Annotated in this window: 12 protein-coding genes, 2 tRNA genes and 3 rRNA genes; 8 read left to right on the forward strand and 9 right to left on the reverse strand. The window is 59.2% G+C overall.

The features are described 5' to 3' along the window. Positions 1–393: 393 nt before the first annotated feature. Together LOY54_RS20900 and LOY54_RS20905 are read left to right on the forward strand one after the other, a co-directional pair. Positions 394–3,282 (forward strand): ribonucleoside-diphosphate reductase subunit alpha, encoded by a 2,889-nt coding sequence (locus LOY54_RS20900; protein ID WP_258607784.1) that lies wholly within the window; start codon positions 394–396, stop codon positions 3,280–3,282. 232 nt (positions 3,283–3,514) lie between these two features. Next, positions 3,515–4,762 (forward strand): ribonucleotide-diphosphate reductase subunit beta, encoded by a 1,248-nt coding sequence (locus tag LOY54_RS20905; RefSeq protein WP_045195614.1) that lies wholly within the window; start codon positions 3,515–3,517, stop codon positions 4,760–4,762. 62 nt (positions 4,763–4,824) lie between these two features. Here LOY54_RS20905 and LOY54_RS20910 read toward each other — a convergent pair whose 3' ends face one another. Continuing rightward, complete coding sequence (locus tag LOY54_RS20910; RefSeq protein WP_258607786.1) at positions 4,825–5,721, reverse strand: LysR family transcriptional regulator; 897 nt, start codon at positions 5,719–5,721, stop codon at positions 4,825–4,827. Between the two features lie 99 nt (positions 5,722–5,820). On the opposite strand from LOY54_RS20910, the gene LOY54_RS20915 reads away from it, so the two are divergent. Together LOY54_RS20915 and LOY54_RS20920 are read left to right on the forward strand one after the other, a co-directional pair. Beyond that, positions 5,821–6,483, forward strand: a complete 663-nt coding sequence (locus tag LOY54_RS20915; RefSeq protein ID WP_258607788.1) for an NADPH-dependent F420 reductase — start codon at positions 5,821–5,823, stop codon at positions 6,481–6,483. 373 nt (positions 6,484–6,856) lie between these two features. Beyond that, positions 6,857–7,159: a hypothetical protein gene (locus LOY54_RS20920; protein WP_045195772.1), complete on the forward strand. Its 303-nt coding sequence runs from the start codon at positions 6,857–6,859 to the stop codon at positions 7,157–7,159. 53 nt (positions 7,160–7,212) lie between these two features. Here the strand turns inward: LOY54_RS20920 and LOY54_RS20925 are convergent, their stop codons facing one another. From LOY54_RS20925 to LOY54_RS20950, 6 genes are all read right to left on the reverse strand, one after another. Continuing rightward, positions 7,213–8,205 (reverse strand): asparaginase, encoded by a 993-nt coding sequence (locus tag LOY54_RS20925; protein WP_258607790.1) that lies wholly within the window; start codon positions 8,203–8,205, stop codon positions 7,213–7,215. A 319-nt stretch (positions 8,206–8,524) separates the two neighbouring features. Beyond that, positions 8,525–8,640 (reverse strand): 5S ribosomal RNA (rrf, locus tag LOY54_RS20930). 135 nt (positions 8,641–8,775) lie between these two features. Beyond that, positions 8,776–11,666, reverse strand: a 23S ribosomal RNA gene (locus tag LOY54_RS20935). Positions 11,667–11,880: 214 nt separating this feature from the next. Then, positions 11,881–11,956: transfer RNA gene (locus LOY54_RS20940), tRNA-Ala, on the reverse strand. A 29-nt stretch (positions 11,957–11,985) separates the two neighbouring features. Then, a tRNA-Ile gene (locus LOY54_RS20945) sits at positions 11,986–12,062 on the reverse strand. Positions 12,063–12,128: 66 nt separating this feature from the next. Continuing rightward, positions 12,129–13,665 (reverse strand): 16S ribosomal RNA (locus tag LOY54_RS20950). Together the 16S, 23S and 5S rRNA genes with 2 tRNA genes alongside form the textbook arrangement of a ribosomal RNA operon. Before the next feature lie 693 nt (positions 13,666–14,358). On the opposite strand from LOY54_RS20950, the gene LOY54_RS20955 reads away from it, so the two are divergent. Further along, entirely contained in the window at positions 14,359–15,252 is an 894-nt protein-coding gene (locus tag LOY54_RS20955) for a formate/nitrite transporter family protein (RefSeq protein ID WP_093380241.1), read from the forward strand. Here the strand turns inward: LOY54_RS20955 and LOY54_RS20960 are convergent. Further along, the gene (locus LOY54_RS20960) at positions 15,249–16,349 is read right to left on the reverse strand and encodes an MBL fold metallo-hydrolase (RefSeq protein WP_258607792.1); all 1,101 of its coding nucleotides are present in this window, start codon (positions 16,347–16,349) and stop codon (positions 15,249–15,251) included. The genes LOY54_RS20955 and LOY54_RS20960 overlap by 4 nt on opposite strands. Positions 16,350–16,478: 129 nt before the next feature. Between LOY54_RS20960 and LOY54_RS20965 the strand changes: the two genes are divergently transcribed. Next, positions 16,479–17,552: a diguanylate cyclase gene (locus LOY54_RS20965; protein WP_213604362.1), complete on the forward strand. Its 1,074-nt coding sequence runs from the start codon at positions 16,479–16,481 to the stop codon at positions 17,550–17,552. Between the two features lie 58 nt (positions 17,553–17,610). Further along, positions 17,611–20,193: an EAL domain-containing protein gene (locus tag LOY54_RS20970; protein ID WP_258607793.1), complete on the forward strand. Its 2,583-nt coding sequence runs from the start codon at positions 17,611–17,613 to the stop codon at positions 20,191–20,193. Here LOY54_RS20970 and LOY54_RS20975 read toward each other — a convergent pair. Then, entirely contained in the window at positions 20,190–20,771 is a 582-nt protein-coding gene (locus tag LOY54_RS20975) for a TetR/AcrR family transcriptional regulator (protein ID WP_258607795.1), read from the reverse strand. The two genes, LOY54_RS20970 and LOY54_RS20975, sit on opposite strands and share 4 nt — an antisense overlap. Positions 20,772–20,876: 105 nt before the next feature. On the opposite strand from LOY54_RS20975, the gene LOY54_RS20980 reads away from it, so the two are divergent. After that, positions 20,877–22,319, forward strand: coding sequence for an amidase (locus LOY54_RS20980; protein WP_258607797.1), 1,443 nt, complete (start codon positions 20,877–20,879; stop codon positions 22,317–22,319). Positions 22,320–22,345 lie beyond the last annotated feature (26 nt).

Below are 22,345 nucleotides of genomic sequence, written 5' to 3' on the forward strand. Positions count from 1 at the left end.
TGAAAATCCCAAGCACAAGTCAAGCAGAGAACTCAAGCCCTCAACGGCTAGATTTTTTGCTGGAACTTTAGAAGAGATCAGCAGCCAAACCGCTCCTGCGCAGGCTTCCGTTGCAAACCCTTGGAGGGTGTTGTTTCGGGTACGGGTGTTGCAAGCCTTCAGCACACCCGACAGCAACAGTTTTGAGTCGTAGATTCAAGACCTTTGACTTCGGCCAGGGAGCGGCAGCATTTGCCCTAATTCCTGAACTGTCCCGAAGTGAGTATGCCCGACCTGTGCGGCATGCCGGAACGCTCGTTCCTGCGCGCCCTCAAGGTCGGTTGTTGGGCTTTCGGACGGAACGGTTGGCGCTCACAAAGCGCCTAAACATACTTAGAGAACGTGGAGACACCCATGCAAACCGACACAACTCGCGAGAACCCGCAGGCTTTGGCGCCGCAGGCCGCTGATTCGAACCAGGATCTGGCTGCCACCGCTCCGGGCCAACTGCGCGTGATCAAGCGTAACGGCACTGTCGTCGCCTACACCGATGACAAGATCACCGTGGCCATCACCAAAGCGTTCCTCGCAGTTGAAGGCGGCACCGCCGCCGCCTCGTCGCGCATCCACGACACCGTTGCCCGCCTGACCGAACAAGTCACCGCGACCTTCAAGCGTCGCATGCCTTCGGGCGGCACCATCCACATCGAAGAAATCCAGGACCAGGTCGAACTGGCCCTGATGCGTGCCGGCGAGCAGAAAGTCGCCCGTGACTACGTGATCTACCGCGACCAGCGTGCCAAGGAACGTGCCACCCGTGGTCACGCCGAAGACGCCGGCGTGCAGCCGCACCCAAGCATCCGCATCACCCGCGCCGACGGCAGCCTGGCGCCACTGGACATGAACCGCCTGAACACCATCATCAGCGAAGCCTGCGAAGGCCTGGCCGAAGTCGATGGCGACCTGATCCAGCGCGAAACCCTGAAGAACCTCTACGACGGCGTGGCCCTCACCGACGTCAACACCGCCCTGGTGATGACCGCCCGTACCCTGGTCGAGCGCGAGCCGAACTACTCGTTCGTGACCGCCCGCCTGCTGATGGACACCCTGCGCGCCGAAGGCCTGGGCTTCCTCGAAGTCGCCGAGAGCGCCACCCACCACGAAATGGCCGAACTGTACGCCAAGGCCCTGCCTGCCTACATCGCCAAGGGTGTCGAGTTCGAACTGCTCAACCCTGCCTTGGCCGACTTCGACCTCGACAAACTGGGCAAGGCGATCAACCACGAGCGCGACCAGCAATTCACCTACCTGGGCCTGCAGACCCTGTACGACCGCTACTTCATCCACAAGGATGGCGTACGCTTCGAGCTGCCTCAGGTGTTCTTCATGCGCGTGGCCATGGGCCTGGCACTGGAAGAGAAAGACAAAGAAGCCCGTGCCATCGAGTTCTACAACCTGTTGTCGTCCTTCGACTACATGGCCTCGACCCCGACCCTGTTCAACGCCGGTACCCTGCGTCCACAGCTGTCGAGCTGCTACCTGACCACCGTGCCGGACGACCTCTCGGGCATCTACCACGCGATCCACGACAACGCAATGCTGTCGAAATTCGCCGGTGGCCTGGGCAACGACTGGACCCCTGTGCGTGCACTGGGCTCCTACATCAAGGGCACCAACGGTAAATCCCAGGGCGTCGTGCCGTTCCTGAAAGTGGTCAACGACACCGCCGTCGCCGTTAACCAGGGTGGCAAGCGCAAGGGCGCCGTGTGTGCCTACCTGGAAACCTGGCACCTGGACATCGAAGAATTCATCGAGCTGCGCAAGAACACCGGTGATGACCGTCGTCGTACCCACGACATGAACACCGCCAACTGGATCCCTGACCTGTTCATGAAGCGCGTCTTCGATGACGGCAAGTGGACCCTGTTCTCGCCATCGGAAGTGCCAGACCTGCACGACCTTACCGGCAAGGCCTTCGAAGAGCGCTACGAGTACTACGAAGCCCTGACCGAGTACAACAAGATCAAGGTGTTCAAGACCATCCAGGCCAAAGACCTGTGGCGCAAGATGCTCTCGATGCTGTTCGAGACCGGCCACCCATGGCTGACCTTCAAGGACCCGTGCAACCTGCGTTCGCCGCAGCAGCACGTGGGCGTGGTGCACAGCTCGAACCTGTGCACCGAGATCACCCTGAACACCAACAAGGACGAGATCGCGGTCTGCAACCTGGGCTCGATCAACCTGCCGAACCACATTGTCGATGGCAAGCTGGACACCACCAAGCTGCAGCGCACCGTCAACACCGCCGTACGCATGCTCGACAACGTGATCGACATCAACTACTACTCGGTGCCGCAAGCGCGTAACTCGAACTTCAAGCACCGTCCGGTCGGCCTGGGCATCATGGGCTTCCAGGACGCGCTGTACCTGCAGCACATCCCTTACGGCTCCGACGCTGCCGTCGAGTTCGCCGACAAGTCGATGGAAGCGGTCAGCTACTTTGCCATCCAGGCGTCCTGCGACCTGGCCGACGAGCGTGGCGCCTACGAGACCTTCCAGGGCTCGCTGTGGTCCAAAGGCATCCTGCCGCTGGATTCGCAACAGATCCTGATCGAAGCCCGTGGCCAGAAGTACATCGACGTCGACCTGAACGAAACCCTGGACTGGGCGCCGGTGCGTGCCCGCGTACAAAAAGGTATTCGTAACTCGAACATCATGGCCATCGCGCCGACCGCGACCATCGCCAACATCACCGGCGTATCGCAGTCCATCGAGCCGACCTACCAGAACCTGTACGTGAAATCGAACCTCTCGGGCGAATTCACCGTGATCAACCCGTACCTGGTTCGCGACCTCAAGGCCCGCGGCCTGTGGGACTCGGTCATGATCAACGACCTGAAGTACTACGACGGTTCGGTGCAGCAGATCGAGCGCATTCCGCAAGAGCTCAAAGACCTCTACGCGACCGCCTTCGAAGTGGAAACCAAGTGGATCGTCGATGCCGCCTCCCGTCGCCAGAAGTGGATCGACCAGGCCCAGTCGCTGAACCTGTACATCGCCGGCGCTTCGGGCAAGAAGCTCGACGTGACCTACCGCATGGCCTGGTACCGTGGCCTGAAAACCACCTACTACCTCCGTGCCCTGGCCGCGACCAGCACCGAGAAGTCGACCATCAACACCGGCAAGCTCAACGCCGTCTCCAGCGGTGGCGACAGCGCCCCGGTACAAGCAGCGCCAGCCGGCCCTGCTCCGGTACCAAAGGCCTGCGCGATCGACGAGCCGGATTGCGAAGCCTGCCAATAAGCGCCTGAAGGCCCGCTCCCTGTAGGAGCGGGCTTGACCCGCGAAAGGGCCGGCCCTGCCGCCCCCTTTCCAAAGCGCCGAACAACAAGGTCGGGGCCACCCCGACCTCCCCCGAGGGCCTCAGCCCGGGGAAGCATTCCAAGTTTTTGCGTGCACCGCAGTACCCAACCGCAAGCACCGCAACCAAGATCCACCGGCCATACTGATATGGCCCTCAAGCAGGAGACCCACCATGCTGAGCTGGGACGAATTCGATAAAGACGAAGGCGAAGAAGCCGCCAAAGGCACTACCGCCACTCAAGCTGCTGCCGCAGGCATCGACAAGCTCGATAACGCTGGCGGTGTGGCTGCCCTGGAAGCGCGCGCCGTGACTGCCGACGACTCCGAAGCGGTCAAACGCGCCAAGGCGGCCCTGGACAAACTCGACATCGCCGAAGGCCTGGCTGAGCTGGAAGGTTCTGCTGCCCGCGTCGCGGTTGACGAAAAGCGCATGATCAACTGCCGCGCCGACCTCAACCAGCTGGTACCGTTCAAATACGACTGGGCCTGGCAGAAGTACCTGGACGGCTGCGCCAACCACTGGATGCCGCAAGAGGTCAACATGACCGCGGACATCGCCCTGTGGAAAAACCCGGAAGGCCTGACCGACGACGAGCGTCGCATCGTCATGCGCAACCTGGGCTTCTTCTCCACCGCCGACTCCCTGGTTGCCAACAACCTGGCCCTGGCCGTGTACCGCCTGATCACCAACCCCGAGTGCCGCCAGTACATCCTGCGCCAGGCCTTCGAAGAGGCGATCCATACCCACGCCTACCAGTACTGCATCGAGTCGCTGGGCATGGATGAAGGCGAGATCTTCAACATGTACCACGAGATCCCGTCGGTCGCTAAAAAAGCCGCCTGGGGCCTGAGCTACACCCGCGCGATCTCCGACCCTGAGTTCAACACCGGCACCGTCGAGACCGACAAAGAGCTGCTGCGCAACCTGATCGCCTACTACTGCGTCCTGGAAGGCATCTTCTTCTACTGCGGCTTCACCCAGATCCTGTCCATGGGTCGTCGCAACAAGATGACTGGCGTTGCCGAACAGTTCCAGTACATCCTGCGTGACGAGTCCATGCACCTGAACTTCGGTATCGACGTGATCAACCAGATCAAGATCGAAAACCCGCACCTGTGGGATGCCGAAATGAAGGAAGAAGCCTCGCAGATGATCCTGCAGGGCACCCAGCTGGAAATCGAATACGCCCGCGACACCATGCCGCGCGGCGTGCTGGGCATGAACGCAGCGATGATGGAGGACTACCTCAAGTTCATCGCCAACCGTCGCCTGTCGCAGATCGGCCTGAAGGAAGAGTACCCAGGTACCACCAACCCGTTCCCATGGATGAGCGAGATCATGGACTTGAAGAAAGAGAAGAACTTCTTCGAGACGCGGGTAATTGAGTATCAGACGGGTGGGGCGTTGAGCTGGGATTGATTTCCACGTTCATGTTCGACAACAAAAGGCTGCCGCTAGGCGGCCTTTTTTATTTGTCCTGCTCAAGCCTCAGCGAAACGCCCAAGTACAGTCTCGACAAAGCACCGAAGCTTGGCCGTGCGCTGACGGCTTGCCGTATAGAGCAAATGCATCTGCCGGCTCGGTGGCTGGTAGTCCGCCAGCACCCGCACCAGCTCGCCACTTTGCAGCGCCGGGCGCAGAAAGTCTTCCGGCCCCAGCACAATGCCGAAGCCATCCAGCGCCGCTGACATCAGCGCCCTGCTCTCGTTGACCTGCAAACGGCTGGCGACCTGCACCTTGTGCAGCGTATCGCCCTGGACGAATTGCCATTCACGGTCGGCTGGGCGCGACCAGTAGGCGTAGCCCAGGCATTCGTGCTGTTCGAGATCGGCTGGCGTTCGTGGGATACCGTGGGCGGTCAGGTAGCGCGGTGAAGCGCAGGTCACCAGGCGGTAAGGTGCCAGGGGCCTGGCGGTGAGGCTGGAAGTGCCCAGGGGGCCGATGCGAAATGCCACTTCGAAGCCCTCCTCGACCAGGTCGACGAAACGGTCGGTCAGGTGCAGGTCAATTTCGACCTGCGGGTACTGGCGTAGAAAGTCGGTCACCATTGGCATCAGGCTGTAGGAGCCAAAGGTAACTGGCGCACTGACCTTCAGTTTGCCCCGCGGCGTGTCATTCATGATCTGCGCCAGGGAGTCGGCCGCCTGCGCCTCACTGAGGATATGCTTGCAGCGCTCGTAGTAAGCGCTGCCAAGCTCGGTCAGGCTTTGCCGTCGAGTTGTACGGTTGAGCAGGCGCGCGCCCAGGCGATGCTCCAGGGCGGCTACATGCTTGGCCACCATCTGCGGCGACATGCCCAGACGCTGCGCCGCACTGGCGTAGGACCCCTCTTCAGCGGCCATTACAAAGGCGCCCATGCTGGTCAGGCGATCCATCATTCAACACTCCTGGTAACGACACTCGATACAGCTTGGTAATTTATCTACTACTGGTTGCCAATCATCATAAACGCTCCTATCACGCAACGGAGCAAGGACATGCGCATTGGCATAATCGGGGCAGGTTTTATCGGGCGGGCAGTGGCGCAGCTGGCGCTGGCCGCCGGGCATAAGGTGATGCTCAGCAACTCGCGGGGGCCGCAGACCATGAGCAGCGTGCGCAGCGGCATTCTCGGCTGCGAAGTGGGCAGTGCAGAAGAAGCTGCACGGTTTGCTGACGTGGTACTGCTGGCAATTCCCTTCGCGCACTACCACAGCGTGCCCGCGCAGTGGCTGCAGGGCAAAATCGTCATGGACGCCAACAACTACTACCCGGACCGCGATGGTCTGTTTCCTGCGCTGGACCGTTTCGAAACCACTACCAGTCGCCTGCTTGCCGAGCATCTGCCGGGTTCGCGGGTAGTGAAGGTATTCAATGCAATTCTTGCCCAGGATTTGGAGAAAGACGCCCGTGGTAACGGCGCAGCAGATCGGCGCGCCCTACCTGTTGCCAGCGATGATGATGAAGCGAAATCGCTGGTGAGCAGGCTGCTCGACGACCTGGGTTACGACGCAGTCGATGCCGGGGGCCTGGATGAAAGCTGGCGGTTCGAACGGGCCAAACCGGCTTATTGCATACCTTTTGATGCCGAGGGCTTGAAGCGCGCCCTGGCGCAAGCCGAGCGGGAGGTTGAAGTGCCTGAAGGTGCCTGGCGACGTTGAACAACAGCACTCCAGTTGATCTGATCCGCATTTTGCCGCGCCATCTGAATCTGTTTCGGTAACAGCGCCAGAGCGAAAATAGTCCTGCGCCCCGCTCTACCGGGCGCATTTCGCGACTGCAGCCTGGCGCTGCACCGCAAAACCTTCATCTGGAGCGCTCCATGGGTAAGCTTGCAATCTTCGTCGTGGGTTTTCTGGCGCTGGCCATTGCGATTGGCGCACTCGGTACCATTTCTCCCCTGTAAACAACGCTGTCCTTCAACCTTCTGACTCAAGCCTCCAGCATCGCGTTGACGATGGCGCCGCATCCGCCGCCAACCTGTGCGAAAATAGGGGGCTTTTGTTCATATGTTTGGAGATGTACAGCTTGGTAATGCACTACTCAACCAGCGGCGACGCAGTCGCTTGCGGTCGCGCCGGTAATAACCTCACCAGCACCTCCACCCCTGACCAGGTTTCCTGCAAATCGTGTCAGCGGTCCCTGGTCAAGACGGAGTCGCCTGCGTCGGCCAAGAAATCCACCCCGTCCCTGGCAGAGCTGCGTAAACAACGCATGGCCAAGGCCAGCCCTGCCCCGAGCACGTTCTGCTTCAAGGCCAACTGGCGTGCACGCCTGAGCGCCCTGCCTGGCAGCAGCCGCCTGCCGCGCGGCGTAGCACCTCAGCGCTTCGTCTAAGCGCCCCTGCGAAGACACGTGGGGCCGACACGCGGCCCCACGTGACCTTCCCCTCATCGCGGCTGACGATACCCGGCCAGCCAGTGCTCCAGCTCGTCATCCATCCCGCAGCCGATCAGCACCCACAGCAGTACCCGGCATTTGCGCGGACACAAGAAACCCGCCATCAGTGCGCCTTTGCGTTGCAGGTCCATTTCGCCGCCGTCGAAGCCATAGGTGTGATTTGCCGTAGGCCCCGAACCGGTTCGCGAGGCAATAATCACCGGCATCCGGGTGGTGATGTATCCCAAGCACTTGGCCCAGGCTGCCGACACATGCCCGGCGCCGAACCCGGCGATCACCAGCCCTTCATACCCAAGCCCGGCGACTTGCTCGAGCAGCAGGGTATCGGCGGCAAAATCAGCCTCCAGCAGCGCCACACGTTGATCCAGGCGCCAGGGTTCTGGTAATGGCTGACGCGGCCGGGCGGGTTTTAGGTAACAGATACGCCCCTCTATCAGCAGGCCTTCGCAGCCGAAGTGCGGTGAGCTGAAAGCCGCCATGGCCAGGCTCTCGGTTTTACGCACATGGGCCGCGGCATGGATCTGATCATTGATCACTACCAACGCACCACGACCGCGGCTCTGCGCATCCAGCGCCACCCGCACCGCTGCCAGCAGATTGGCAGGGCCGTCAGCGCCGGGCTCGCTGGCGGCACGCATGGCACCGGTGAGGATCAGGGGCGCATCGAAGGGCCAGAGCAGTTCGAGAAAGTACGCGACCTCCTCCAGGGTGTCAGTGCCCTGGCTCAGCACCACGGCGTGGGCGCCCTCTTCCACCTGGGCCTTGGCCCAGTACAGGACATCGATGAGTTGAATGAACGACAACGAGGCACTGGGTAACAGCTGCAGGGTTTTCGCCGAGATGTGCGCAAGATCTGCAAGCCCGGGCGCGTCGGCGAGCATCTGCAAGCTGTCCAGGCCCGGCGTGACACCTTCGCCTGACGCTGACTGGAGCATGCTCAGGGTTCCGCCCAGGGTTCCTATGGCGAGTTTGGGCAGGGTCATACGCCAGCTCCTGTAACCAGATGGCAGGCGCGAGAGAGACTGATCGGGGCAGCATTTGCAGACATGGGCGTTGGCCTTCTTATCATTATGGAGGGACGCCAGTTAAGCGGACACTCGGTTAGATAAGACAGTCAGGCGGGTCTGAAGCCGGGGCGGGAATGGTCTTGGGTTGGGGAAAGGGCAATCATGCTAGCGAGTGTTTCCAGCTAATCAGGCATCGCCGGCAAGGCCGGCGCCCACAGGGATCGCGACTAGCAGTTGAATCGCCAGAAAGACAAAACCCCTACCTGCAGATGCAGATAGGGGTTTCGGAATTTAATCTTGACGATGACCTACTCTCACATGGGGAAACCCCACACTACCATCGGCGATGCATCGTTTCACTGCTGAGTTCGGGATGGGATCAGGTGGTTCCAATGCTCTATGGTCGTCAAGAAATTCTGTTGCCAGAAGGTCTTGTTAGACACTCCAGCGAATCGGGTATGTGATGTTTTGTGAGTTACAAATTCTCGGCTTTGCAGTCTTCACAACACCGCAATCTGGCTTTCGCTCAAATTGCTTGGGTGTTATATGGTCAAGCCTCACGGGCAATTAGTATTGGTTAGCTCAACGCCTCACAGCGCTTACACACCCAACCTATCAACGTCGTAGTCTTCGACGGCCCTTCAGGGAGCTCAAGGCTCCAGTGAGATCTCATCTTGAGGCAAGTTTCCCGCTTAGATGCTTTCAGCGGTTATCTCTTCCGAACATAGCTACCCGGCAATGCCACTGGCGTGACAACCGGAACACCAGAGGTTCGTCCACTCCGGTCCTCTCGTACTAGGAGCAGCCCCTCTCAAATCTCAAACGTCCACGGCAGATAGGGACCGAACTGTCTCACGACGTTCTAAACCCAGCTCGCGTACCACTTTAAATGGCGAACAGCCATACCCTTGGGACCGGCTTCAGCCCCAGGATGTGATGAGCCGACATCGAGGTGCCAAACACCGCCGTCGATATGAACTCTTGGGCGGTATCAGCCTGTTATCCCCGGAGTACCTTTTATCCGTTGAGCGATGGCCCTTCCATACAGAACCACCGGATCACTAAGACCTACTTTCGTACCTGCTCGACGTGTCTGTCTCGCAGTCAAGCGCGCTTTTGCCTTTATACTCTACGACCGATTTCCGACCGGTCTGAGCGCACCTTCGTACTCCTCCGTTACTCTTTAGGAGGAGACCGCCCCAGTCAAACTACCCACCATACACTGTCCTCGATCCGGATAACGGACCTGAGTTAGAACCTCAAAGTTGCCAGGGTGGTATTTCAAGGATGGCTCCACGCGAACTGGCGTCCACGCTTCAAAGCCTCCCACCTATCCTACACAAGCAAATTCAAAGTCCAGTGCAAAGCTATAGTAAAGGTTCACGGGGTCTTTCCGTCTAGCCGCGGATACACTGCATCTTCACAGCGATTTCAATTTCACTGAGTCTCGGGTGGAGACAGCGCCGCCATCGTTACGCCATTCGTGCAGGTCGGAACTTACCCGACAAGGAATTTCGCTACCTTAGGACCGTTATAGTTACGGCCGCCGTTTACCGGGGCTTCGATCAAGAGCTTCGCGTTAGCTAACCCCATCAATTAACCTTCCGGCACCGGGCAGGCGTCACACCCTATACGTCCACTTTCGTGTTTGCAGAGTGCTGTGTTTTTAATAAACAGTCGCAGCGGCCTGGTATCTTCGACCGGCATGGGCTTACGGAGCAAGTCCTTCACCCTCACCGGCGCACCTTCTCCCGAAGTTACGGTGCCATTTTGCCTAGTTCCTTCACCCGAGTTCTCTCAAGCGCCTTGGTATTCTCTACCCAACCACCTGTGTCGGTTTGGGGTACGGTTCCTGGTTATCTGAAGCTTAGAAGCTTTTCTTGGAAGCATGGCATCAACCACTTCGTCGCCTAAAGGCAACTCGTCATCAGCTCTCGGCCTTAAGATCCCGGATTTACCTAAGATCTCAGCCTACCACCTTAAACTTGGACAACCAACGCCAAGCTGGCCTAGCCTTCTCCGTCCCTCCATCGCAATAACCAGAAGTACAGGAATATTAACCTGTTTTCCATCGACTACGCTTTTCAGCCTCGCCTTAGGGACCGACTAACCCTGCGTCGATTAACGTTGCGCAGGAAACCTTGGTCTTTCGGCGTGGGAGTTTTTCACTCCCATTGTCGTTACTCATGTCAGCATTCGCACTTCTGATACCTCCAGCAAGCTTCTCAACTCACCTTCACAGGCTTACAGAACGCTCCTCTACCGCATCACCTAAGTGATACCCGTAGCTTCGGTGTATGGTTTGAGCCCCGTTACATCTTCCGCGCAGGCCGACTCGACTAGTGAGCTATTACGCTTTCTTTAAAGGGTGGCTGCTTCTAAGCCAACCTCCTAGCTGTCTAAGCCTTCCCACATCGTTTCCCACTTAACCATAACTTTGGGACCTTAGCTGACGGTCTGGGTTGTTTCCCTTTTCACGACGGACGTTAGCACCCGCCGTGTGTCTCCCATGCTCGGCACTTGTAGGTATTCGGAGTTTGCATCGGTTTGGTAAGTCGGGATGACCCCCTAGCCGAAACAGTGCTCTACCCCCTACAGTGATACATGAGGCGCTACCTAAATAGCTTTCGAGGAGAACCAGCTATCTCCGAGCTTGATTAGCCTTTCACTCCGATCCACAGGTCATCCGCTAACTTTTCAACGGTAGTCGGTTCGGTCCTCCAGTCAGTGTTACCTAACCTTCAACCTGCCCATGGATAGATCGCCCGGTTTCGGGTCTATACCCAGCGACTAAACGCCCTATTAAGACTCGCTTTCGCTACGCCTCCCCTATTCGGTTAAGCTCGCCACTGAATATAAGTCGCTGACCCATTATACAAAAGGTACGCAGTCACCTAACAAAGTAGGCTCCCACTGCTTGTACGCATACGGTTTCAGGATCTATTTCACTCCCCTCTCCGGGGTTCTTTTCGCCTTTCCCTCACGGTACTGGTTCACTATCGGTCAGTCAGTAGTATTTAGCCTTGGAGGATGGTCCCCCCATATTCAGACAAAGTTTCTCGTGCTCCGTCCTACTCGATTTCATGACTAAGAGATTTTCGCGTACAGGGCTATCACCCACTATGGCCGCACTTTCCAGAGCGTTCCGCTAATCTCAAAGCCACTTAAGGGCTAGTCCCCGTTCGCTCGCCACTACTAAGGGAATCTCGGTTGATTTCTTTTCCTCAGGGTACTTAGATGTTTCAGTTCCCCTGGTTCGCCTCTTGCACCTATGTATTCAGTACAAGATACTCAGCTTATGCTGAGTGGGTTCCCCCATTCAGAGATCTCCGGATCAAAGTCTGTTTGCCGACTCCCCGAAGCTTATCGCAGGCTACCACGTCTTTCATCGCCTCTGACTGCCAAGGCATCCACCGTATGCGCTTCTTCACTTGACCATATAACCCCAAGCAATCTGGTTATACTGTGAAGACAACATTCGCCGAAAACTTGTAATGACTCACAAATTTTACCTTAGCCTGAACACACACCAGTGAAAGTGCTGTCCAGTCTATCTTTCTATCACATACCCAAATTTTTAAAGAACGATTCTGAAAAAGTTCAGAAATCAATATTCGATCCGAATATTCATTTCTAAGCTTTGACGTAAGGTGGTGGAGCCAAGCGGGATCGAACCGCTGACCTCCTGCGTGCAAGGCAGGCGCTCTCCCAGCTGAGCTATGGCCCCGTATTGCTACAGGCTGCACCACATGTAATTGGTGGGTCTGGGCAGATTCGAACTGCCGACCTCACCCTTATCAGGGGTGCGCTCTAACCAACTGAGCTACAGACCCAATCGTCTTCTTCAATGAATCAAGCAATTCGTGTGGGAGCTCATAAGACAGCTGATGTCTGTCGATTAAGGAGGTGATCCAGCCGCAGGTTCCCCTACGGCTACCTTGTTACGACTTCACCCCAGTCATGAATCACACCGTGGTAACCGTCCTCCCGAAGGTTAGACTAGCTACTTCTGGTGCAACCCACTCCCATGGTGTGACGGGCGGTGTGTACAAGGCCCGGGAACGTATTCACCGCGACATTCTGATTCGCGATTACTAGCGATTCCGACTTCACGCAGTCGAGTTGCAGACTGCGATCCGGACTACGATCGGTTTTGTGAGATTAGCTCCACCTCGCGGCTTGGCAACCCTCTGTACCGACCATTGTAGCACGTGTGTAGCCCAGGCCGTAAGGGCCATGATGACTTGACGTCATCCCCACCTTCCTCCGGTTTGTCACCGGCAGTCTCCTTAGAGTGCCCACCATAACGTGCTGGTAACTAAGGACAAGGGTTGCGCTCGTTACGGGACTTAACCCAACATCTCACGACACGAGCTGACGACAGCCATGCAGCACCTGTGTCAGAGTTCCCGAAGGCACCAATCCATCTCTGGAAAGTTCTCTGCATGTCAAGGCCTGGTAAGGTTCTTCGCGTTGCTTCGAATTAAACCACATGCTCCACCGCTTGTGCGGGCCCCCGTCAATTCATTTGAGTTTTAACCTTGCGGCCGTACTCCCCAGGCGGTCAACTTAATGCGTTAGCTGCGCCACTAAAATCTCAAGGATTCCAACGGCTAGTTGACATCGTTTACGGCGTGGACTACCAGGGTATCTAATCCTGTTTGCTCCCCACGCTTTCGCACCTCAGTGTCAGTATGAGCCCAGGTGGTCGCCTTCGCCACTGGTGTTCCTTCCTATATCTACGCATTTCACCGCTACACAGGAAATTCCACCACCCTCTGCCCTACTCTAGCTTGCCAGTTTTGGATGCAGTTCCCAGGTTGAGCCCGGGGATTTCACATCCAACTTAACAAACCACCTACGCGCGCTTTACGCCCAGTAATTCCGATTAACGCTTGCACCCTCTGTATTACCGCGGCTGCTGGCACAGAGTTAGCCGGTGCTTATTCTGTCGGTAACGTCAAAATACTCACGTATTAGGCAAGTACCCTTCCTCCCAACTTAAAGTGCTTTACAATCCGAAGACCTTCTTCACACACGCGGCATGGCTGGATCAGGCTTTCGCCCATTGTCCAATATTCCCCACTGCTGCCTCCCGTAGGAGTCTGGACCGTGTCTCAGTTCCAGTGTGACTGATCATCCTCTCAGACCAGTTACGGATCGTCGCCTTGGTGAGCCATTACCTCACCAACTAGCTAATCCGACCTAGGCTCATCTGATAGCGCAAGGCCCGAAGGTCCCCTGCTTTCTCCCGTAGGACGTATGCGGTATTAGCGTTCCTTTCGAAACGTTGTCCCCCACTACCAGGCAGATTCCTAGGTATTACTCACCCGTCCGCCGCTGAATCGAAGAGCAAGCTCTTCTCATCCGCTCGACTTGCATGTGTTAGGCCTGCCGCCAGCGTTCAATCTGAGCCATGATCAAACTCTTCAGTTCAATACTGCTTGGGTTTTGAGAAAACCCTAAACTTGGCTCAGCAATCTCAAATGACTTACTTTCAAATCTTTCGATTTTCGTGTAGCCACTTGTGATGCTGATAATCTTTTTGACTATCAGTCTGAGCTCACAAGCACCCACACGAATTGCTTGATTCAGTTGTTAAAGAGCGTTTGGTTAAGAGCTTTTCGTCTCAACCGAGGCGCGCATTCTACGCTTTCCTCAGAGCCTGTCAAGCGTTTATTTTGAAGTTTTTCGTTTCACTTCAAACACTTGACTCGCTGCGATCTCTCGTAGCGGGAGGCGAATTCTACAGCGTTTCAAACCGCTGTCAACTGCCTTTTTCACCGCTGCCGATCTTTCGATCGAAGCACCTCCGGATGACCCTGGAACCGCTAACTCTTTGAAACCCAAGGAGTTTTCAGTTCCGACTGCGCCGGAAGTGGGGCGAATTATAGAGAGATCTGCAGGGGCGTCAAGGACTTATTTCAACTTTGTTTCAGAAGGGGCGTTTTGGCTATAAGCAGCAAGCTTCAAGCTGCAAGTAAAAGCAGAGGCACCGCGCTCAACTTGAAGCTTGTAGCTTGTAGCTTGTAGCTTGTAGCTTGTAGCTTGTAGCTACCATCCTTTAAAGCAACTATTCAAAGCCGCGTTGATCTGTAGATAAGGCACCCTACAAGATGAGCCACCGCCATGAGTGAAGCGCAAAGCGGCAAGACCCCGGGCCTGTCTGCAGACGAAGAGCAGGAAGTCAGCCACAACCAGCCGCCCCGCGCGGCGGTGCTACACGAGATCATTCGTTATCAGGGTGACCAGGAACTGGAGCGCACCATTGCCGCACTGTTCTGGTCGGCGCTGGCTGCCGGCCTGACCATGGGCCTGTCGCTGATGGCCATGGGGCTGTTCTATTCGCGCCTGCCGCAAGGCGACAGCAGCCAGGTGATTGCCAGCCTCGGCTACTCGGCCGGGTTTCTCGCGGTGATCCTCGCCCGCCAGCAACTGTTTACCGAAAACACCCTGACGGCGGTGTTGCCGGTAATGACCGAACCGACCGTGCGCAACTTCGGCCGCTTGCTGCGTTTATGGTCGGTGGTGCTGGTCGGTAACCTGGCCGGCACCATCCTGGTGTCTTACGTGATGCTCAACCTGCCGATCTTCGACAGCAAGACCGACGTCGCCTTTCTCGACGTTGGCCGCAAGGTGATGGAGAACGACCTGAACCAGATGTTCGCCAAGGGCATCATCTCGGGCTGGATGATCGCCACCATGGTGTGGATGATCCCGTCGATGGAGACTGCCAAGGTATGGATCATCCTGATGATCACCTACCTGATGGCCCTGGGTGATTTCACCCATATTGTTGTAGGCTCGGTGGAAGTTTCCTACCTGGTCTGGGCCGGAGAGGTAAGCTGGGCGGCCTTCTGGCTGGACTTCGCAGCACCGACGCTGATCGGCAACATCATAGGCGGCAGCTTTATATTCGCCCTGATCAGCCACGCCCAGGTGCGCAGCGATAGCGGCAAGCCACCCTCCGCCCTGCCCCGCCGTGAGCAGCACAAACAACCGTCGGCAGACAAGGAGCCCTAGGGCTCACGCGCCGCCAGCGCCCGCTCACCGCCCTTGCGTAATTCCCGTTGTGGCTTGGGCTGCCACCAGGCCGGCCCGCTGTGTGGCTGCTCGATACTGACCCGCTCGCCGATCTGCGGCGTGCTCAAAGGTACCTGCGCCGCGTTGGCCAGGGCCAGGATACGGTCGAAGGGTTCATGCCAGCTGTGGGTGGAGAGGTCGAAGGTGCTGTTATGAATCGGCAACAGCCAGCGCCCGCGCAGGTCGAGGTGCGCCTGCAGGCTTTGCTCGGGCTGCATGTGTACATCAGGCCAATTGACGTTGTAGGCGCCGGTTTCGATCAGGGTCAGGTCAAAGGGACCGTACTGCCTGCCGATTTCCTTGAAGCCGTCGAAATAGCCGGTATCGCCACTGAAGAACACTTTCAGCTGGTCATCGATCATCACCCAGGAGGCCCACAGGGTGCTGTTGCTGTCGAACAGGCCGCGGCCAGAAAAATGCTGCGCCGGGGTGGCGACAAATCGCACACCTTCGACGCTGGTTTCCTGCCACCAATCCAGCTGCCTGACCTTGGCCGCCGGTACGCCCCAGCCGATCAGAATATCGCCCACCCCCAAAGGCGCAATAAAGTGCTCGGCGCTAACGGCCAGCTGGCGTATGGCCTGCTCGTCGAGGTGGTCAAAGTGGTCATGGGAGAGGATCACCGCGGTCAACGGCGGCAGCTCCTCGAGTTTCAGCGGTGGCGGGTGAAAGCGCAGGGGCCCGGCCCATTGCACCGGCGAGGCGCGCTCGGCGAACACCGGGTCGGTAATGAAGAAGCGCTCGCGCAGTTTCAGCAGTACCGTGGAATGCCCCAGTCGCCAGACGCTGTGGTCCGGGGCCTCGAGTAACTGCTGGCGGCTCAGTGGCTGCACGGCGATGCTGACACTGGGGCGGGTATCGGCGGGCTTTTTCAGGAACAGGTACTTGAGGCCGATACGCAGTTTTTTTATCACCCCGTCCTGGGGCAACTGCGCCTGGTTGCGATAACGCCCATCCTGGCGTTGCGCCGGTTCACCGGCCTGGGGAGTCAGCGGGGCCATGAGCAGAAACACTCCAAGGATGAAGGTAAGTTTCATGGTACCCCACAGTGATTGCATCAACCGTGAAATGGCTTGTAAGGCCATTTTTCAACAGCCTGCGATTGTTCAACAATATTGACAGCATTTATGCGATAAACGGCGCCCCGGAACAGACCAGCATCCAAGATGGAAAAGAAAAACGGCAAGGGACTTTCATTTGTAAAGCGGATCTACCTGCCGCGCATCATCGGCCTGGGGATCGGCATGCTCAGCGTTATGGCCGGGATTTCCAGCCTGCCGGTGCCCGCCTGGGTATGGGGCCTGCTGCTGTTCAACGGCCTGGTGTGGCCGCACCTGGCTTATCAGATTGCCTTGCGCGCCAAGGTTCCGTATCACGCCGAGTACCGCAACCTGCAACTGGACTCGCTGATGGGCGGGTTCTGGACCGCCACCCTGCAGTTCAATCCCCTGCCCAGCGTGACCATCCTGGCGATGATGGCCATGAACAACTTCGCTGCCGGCGGCCAGCGCCTGTTCATCAAGGGCCTGCTGATCCAGGGCCTGGGCATGCTGCTGTCGATGGCCCTGTTCGGCCCCGGGCTGCAATTGCATGCCAGCACCCTGCAGGTCTATGCCTGCCTGCCGATGCTGACCCTGTATCCCATGGCCGTTGGCTGGGTCTGCTACCGCCTGGCGATGAAGCTGTCTGAGCACAAGCGCCGGCTAAGCGCCCTGAGCCGCACCGACAGCCTCACCGGCCTGCTCAATCACGGCTCGTGGAAGGACCTGCTGCAGCTCAAGTTCCAGATCTGCCAGCAGCAAGGCCGCGAGGCGGTGATCGCGATCATCGATATTGACCATTTCAAGGCCATCAACGACACCTACGGCCATGTGGTCGGCGATTGCGTCCTGCACCAGTTGAGCAATGAGCTCAAACGCACCCTGCGCGAAGATGACCTGGCCGGACGCTACGGCGGTGACGAGTTCTGCGTGATTCTGCCGGATACCCGCATGGAACACGCCAGTCAGGCCATGGAACGCCTGCGCGAGCGGGTTGGCAGCTACCGCAACCCGCAACTGCCGGAGCTGCGCATCAGCCTCAGTATCGGCCTGGCGAGTTGCAGCGCGGCCCTGCCCGACCCTGAAGCCTGGCTCAACGAGGCCGACAAAGCCCTGTACTGCGCGAAGAAAGCCGGGCGTAACCAGGTCAATTTCGCCCATTCGGACCTCAGCGCGCTGAAGCTGGCCTATCCTGACTGAACGTTCGTCCTTGCGGTACGGCCGCAGGGATGCTGCTTCATTAAGGAACAGCTCGCGTATGGACAGGATTGCCGATGTTCCGCCAGCCAGCCAGCGCCCCAGCCTGCAGACGCGCAAGCTTATTGCCGCGATTGCCGCGTTGTTCGCCCTGGCCTGCCTGATCGCCCTGGGGGCATTGTTCAACATCGCCACCACGCTCAATGCCAACGAGCGGGAAAAAAGCAGTTTCTACGCCCATAAAGCCCTGGACCAGCGCCTGGAGTCGTCGCGCCAGTTTCTCTCCAGCTATGCGGTATGGAACGCCGCTTACGAGCACCTCAATGCCAGCCCCGACCTGCATTGGGCCTATGACGAGAAGAACGTCGGCGATTCGCTGTACACCGCCAGCGGCTACGAAGGGGTGTTCGTCGTCGATGACCAAACCACCAAATACGCCCTGTTCAAAGGCCAGTTGAGCAAGGCGCCAGCGAGCACCTATATAGAGAACCCGTTGGGCCCGATTATCGCCAAGGCGCGCAAAGTTGCAGCCGAGCGCCAGCAGATCACCGAGCATGTGTTGTTCAACGGCTGGCCCGCCGTGCTGGTTGCCGCCGCCATTCGCCCGGACGACGAGGTGCTGAGCATCGACCCGCAAACCACCTCGGTCATGCTCTTCGTCGATCAGCTGACCCCGGAAAAACTCACCCGCCTGGGCACCGGTGTCGGCCTTGCCGGCATGCACATCGAAAAAGCCGACGCGCCGCTGGCGGACCAGCCCAGCCTGATGCTCGGCGACACCGGCTACCGGCTCGACTGGATCACCCCGCGCCCTGGCGACCAACTGCTCTGGGCCGTGTTGCCGCCGCTGCTTGGCGCCATGCTGGTGCTGGGCCTGCTGATGGTGTACTTCTTCCGCTATGCCCTGCGCACTTCACGGCAAATCGATGCCAACCTGCGCCGCCTGCAAGCCAGCAACCTGGCGTTGGAAGCCAGCGAGCAACGCTTTCGCGCCGTGGCCGAGGCGGCCTCGGACTGGATCTGGGAAACCGACAGCCATCACCGCCTCAGCTACCTGTCCCAGCGCTTCGTCGCCGTGACCGGTTTTCAGAGTGAAGACTGGCTGGGCCAGCCGCTCAATCAATTGCTCAGTTGCGAGACCACGCCGCTGATCCAGTGGCTCGACAACCAGGCCGATTCCGACTCGCAGCAGGTCGCCAACCTGCGCTGCGCCTACCGCGACCACACCGGCCAGGTGCGCTTCTGCCGGGTCTCGGCGCGCTCGATCGTGTTCGATGGCAAGCTGGTCGGCTATCGCGGCACCGCCAGCGACATTACCGATGAGGTGGCGGCCCATGCGCGCATCCAGCACCTGTCGATGCACGACGCGCTGACGGGCCTGGCCAACCGCAACAAGCTCTCACGCTTTCTTGATCAGGCATTGCTCAAGGGCCAGGACGCCACTCCATTGACCTTGCTGTTGCTTGACCTGGACAGCTTCAAGCCGATCAACGATTCCCTCGGCCACGCTGCCGGCGACGCCGTGCTGCTTGAGGTAGCCGCGCGCCTGCGCGAATCGACCCGCGACGGCGACCTGGTGGCGCGGCTGGGTGGCGACGAGTTCGTGCTGGTGATGAACGGCATGGACAGCCGCAACGAAATCGACCGCTTTTGCGCGCGCTTGATCGACAGCCTGCACCAGCCGATCTACTTCGAAGAACAGGCCCTGCACATCGGCGCCAGCCTCGGTGTGGCGCAAACGCGCCTGCAGGGCTTCGATGCCGGCGAGCTGATCCGCTGCGCCGACATCGCCCTGTACCAGGCCAAGGCCGAGGGCAAGAACACCTGGCGTTACTTCTCGCCAGAGATGAACGAGCAGATCCAGTACCGCCGCCAATTGGAAAACGACTTGCGCAAGGCGCTGAAAAACAACGAGTTCATCCTTCACTACCAGCCCCGCTACCGCCTCGAGACCCTCGAGATCGTCTCGGTCGAGGCCTTGGTGCGCTGGCAGCATCCAGTCGAGGGTCTATTAGGCCCGGACACCTTCATCCCCTTGGCCGAGCAGACCGACCTGATCGTGCCCCTGGGCCGCTGGGTGCTGCGCGAAGCCTGCGAAACCGCGCGCAACTGGCCGGCCGGCCTGCTGGTTTCGGTCAACCTTTCGCCTGCGCAGTTCTCGCGCAGCGACGTGGTCAGGGATGTACACCAGATTCTGGTCGAGACCGGCTTCCCGGCCCAGCGCCTGGAGCTGGAGATCACCGAGAACGTGATGCTCAACGATATCGAAGGCGCGCTGGGTACCATGAACGCGCTCAAGGAACTGGGCGTGCGCCTGAACATGGATGACTTCGGCACCGGTTACTCGTCGCTGGGCTACCTGCGCACCTACCCGTTCGACAGCATCAAGATCGACAAGCGCTTCATCGCCGGGCTCAGCAGCGATGGCAACGACCGCGCCGTGGTGCAGGCGATCATCAACCTGGGCAAGGCCATGGGCCTGACCGTAACCGCCGAAGGGGTGGAGACCGAGCAGCAACTCAAAGCCCTGGGCAAGGAGCAATGCCACGAGGTGCAGGGCTACTACCTGAGCAAACCGATCGACAAACTGGCTTTCGAGGCGCTGCTGCAATCTGCCGACAACAACCGCGCCAGCGTCTCCTAGGCCGCAGGTAACCCCAACCGCGCCCGCACCAGCTTGAGCAGGTTCGGCCCGACCTGGTCGAAGCCCTTGTTCTGCGCAACGATCTGTACCCCCTCAAGCAGCAGCGTCAGTTCGAACGCTGCCTGCTGCGGTTCGACCATCGCTGCCTCTTTGCACAAGCGCACCAGGCGCGCCGCCTGACGACGCTTGTGCGCCTCGATCAACTCGCGTGCCGGGCTGTCACACACCGGCAACTCCGCCAGGGTGTTGGTATAGGCGCAGCCACGGTGCGAAGACAGCAGCGGTTCCTGGACCAGGAATTCGGCAAATCCGAGGATCTGTCGCGCCGGCTGGCCGTTGAACTGTTCGGCCAGGCGCGCCCATAGCTCATCGTATTCGGCCATCAACAGACGCAACCACTCCAACACCAGCAGGTCCTTGGATTCAAAATGCCGGTACACGGTCATCTTGGTGGTTTCTGCCTTGGCAGCAATGGCATCGACGGTGACGCGGCTGATGCCCTCGTTGAAAAACAGCTCGTGGGCGGCATCCAGGACCCGCTCGCGCGGGGGCAAGCGGGCGATTCGTTGCGAACGCATGGGCAGACTCCGGTTGACGACGATACTAATCAGTATCACTCTATACTCTTGAGTATCGATCGATACCCATCGGTATTTTATCGTCAATTGCCCCGGGAGTGCGCAATGAAGGTGAGTGAATATGTGCAATTCGATGCCATCGGCCTGGCCGAGCTGATTGCTCGAAGGCAAGTCAGTGCCGTTGAAGTGCAGGCGGCGGCGCAACAGGCCATCGCCAACGTCGAACCCCGGCTCAATGCGCTGGCTGAACATTGGCAGGACGAACCTCTGCCAAGCGCTGCTGAAGGTCCGTTGTATGGCGTGCCGTTTCTGATCAAGGACCTGGCGATCAGCATGCAGGGCCGTGCTCATGAGTTCGGCAGCCGCCTGGCCCAGGGCACCGGCAGCAGTGCCGACTCGTTCCTGATGCAGCGGTTTCGCCGCGCAGGATTGCTCACCCTGGGGCGCACTACCGTCCCGGAGCTGGCGATCAGCACCACCACCGAATCGCGCCTGTGCGGCCCGACCCGCAACCCCTGGGACCTGAACCGCAGCGCCGGTGGCTCCAGCGGCGGTTCGGCAGCAGCGGTAGCCAGCGCCATGGTGCCGGTGGCCCATGCCACCGATGGCGGCGGTTCGATCCGGGTGCCGGCTGCAGCCTGCGGCTTGTTTGGCTTGAAGCCCAGCCGCGGGTTGATTTCCATGGGGCCGTTCCTGGACGAGGCCTGGAACGGCCTGGCGGTACAGGGGGTGCTCAGCCGTTCGGTGCGTGACAGCGCCCTGCTGCTCGATTGCATGGCCGGGGCAGAACCCGGTGACCCGTTCCAGGTGGCGCCAGCACAGGGCAGTTACCTGAGTGCGCTCAAGCAAGCGCCTGGGCCGTTGAAAATTGCCGTGCAGTTACATCCGCTCAATGGCCAGCGCAGCAATCCGCTGATGCTCGAGGCGCTACAGGGCCTGGTCCGCACCCTTGAAGGTCTTGGCCACCGGTGCGAGCAGGTAGACCTGGACATCGGCCTGTCGTGGGATGCTTTCGTCGAGATGAACGCGCGCTTCTGGGGCAGCAATACCGCAGCCTGGCTGGACGCATTGAGTGCCCAAACGGGTCGCCCGCTCGATGCTGACTGGCTGGAACCGGCAACCTTGGCGCTTAACCGTTACGGCCAGGCGCTGCCGGCTACCGACCTGCTGGCGGCGATGGACCAGCGCAATCAGGTCAGCCGGCAACTGGGCGGGTTCTTCAAGCGTTTTGACCTGCTGCTGAGCCCGACCCTGAGCCAGTTGCCGCCGGTGATCGGCGCCTACAACGCCGGCCAGGAACAGCTCGACGGGTTGGGCTGGATGCACCGGGTGTTCAACCACTCGCCTTTCACCGCCCTGGCCAACATCGGCGGTACGCCGTCGATGTCGCTGCCGCTGTATCAGGATCCGGCCAGCGGCTTGCCGGTGGGTATGCAGTTTACCGCCGGGGCTGCGGGGGAGCGCCTGCTGCTGAGCCTGGCCGGGCAACTGGAGCAGGCGTTGCCCTGGCGCGGGCGCACCCCGCCGGTCTGGGCGGCGCATAGTTGAAAAGCACCGCCGGCAACGCCGGCGAT

The sequence above is a fragment of the Pseudomonas sp. B21-032 genome (genome assembly GCF_024748965.1).
In the GTDB taxonomy this organism is placed as follows: domain Bacteria; phylum Pseudomonadota; class Gammaproteobacteria; order Pseudomonadales; family Pseudomonadaceae; genus Aquipseudomonas.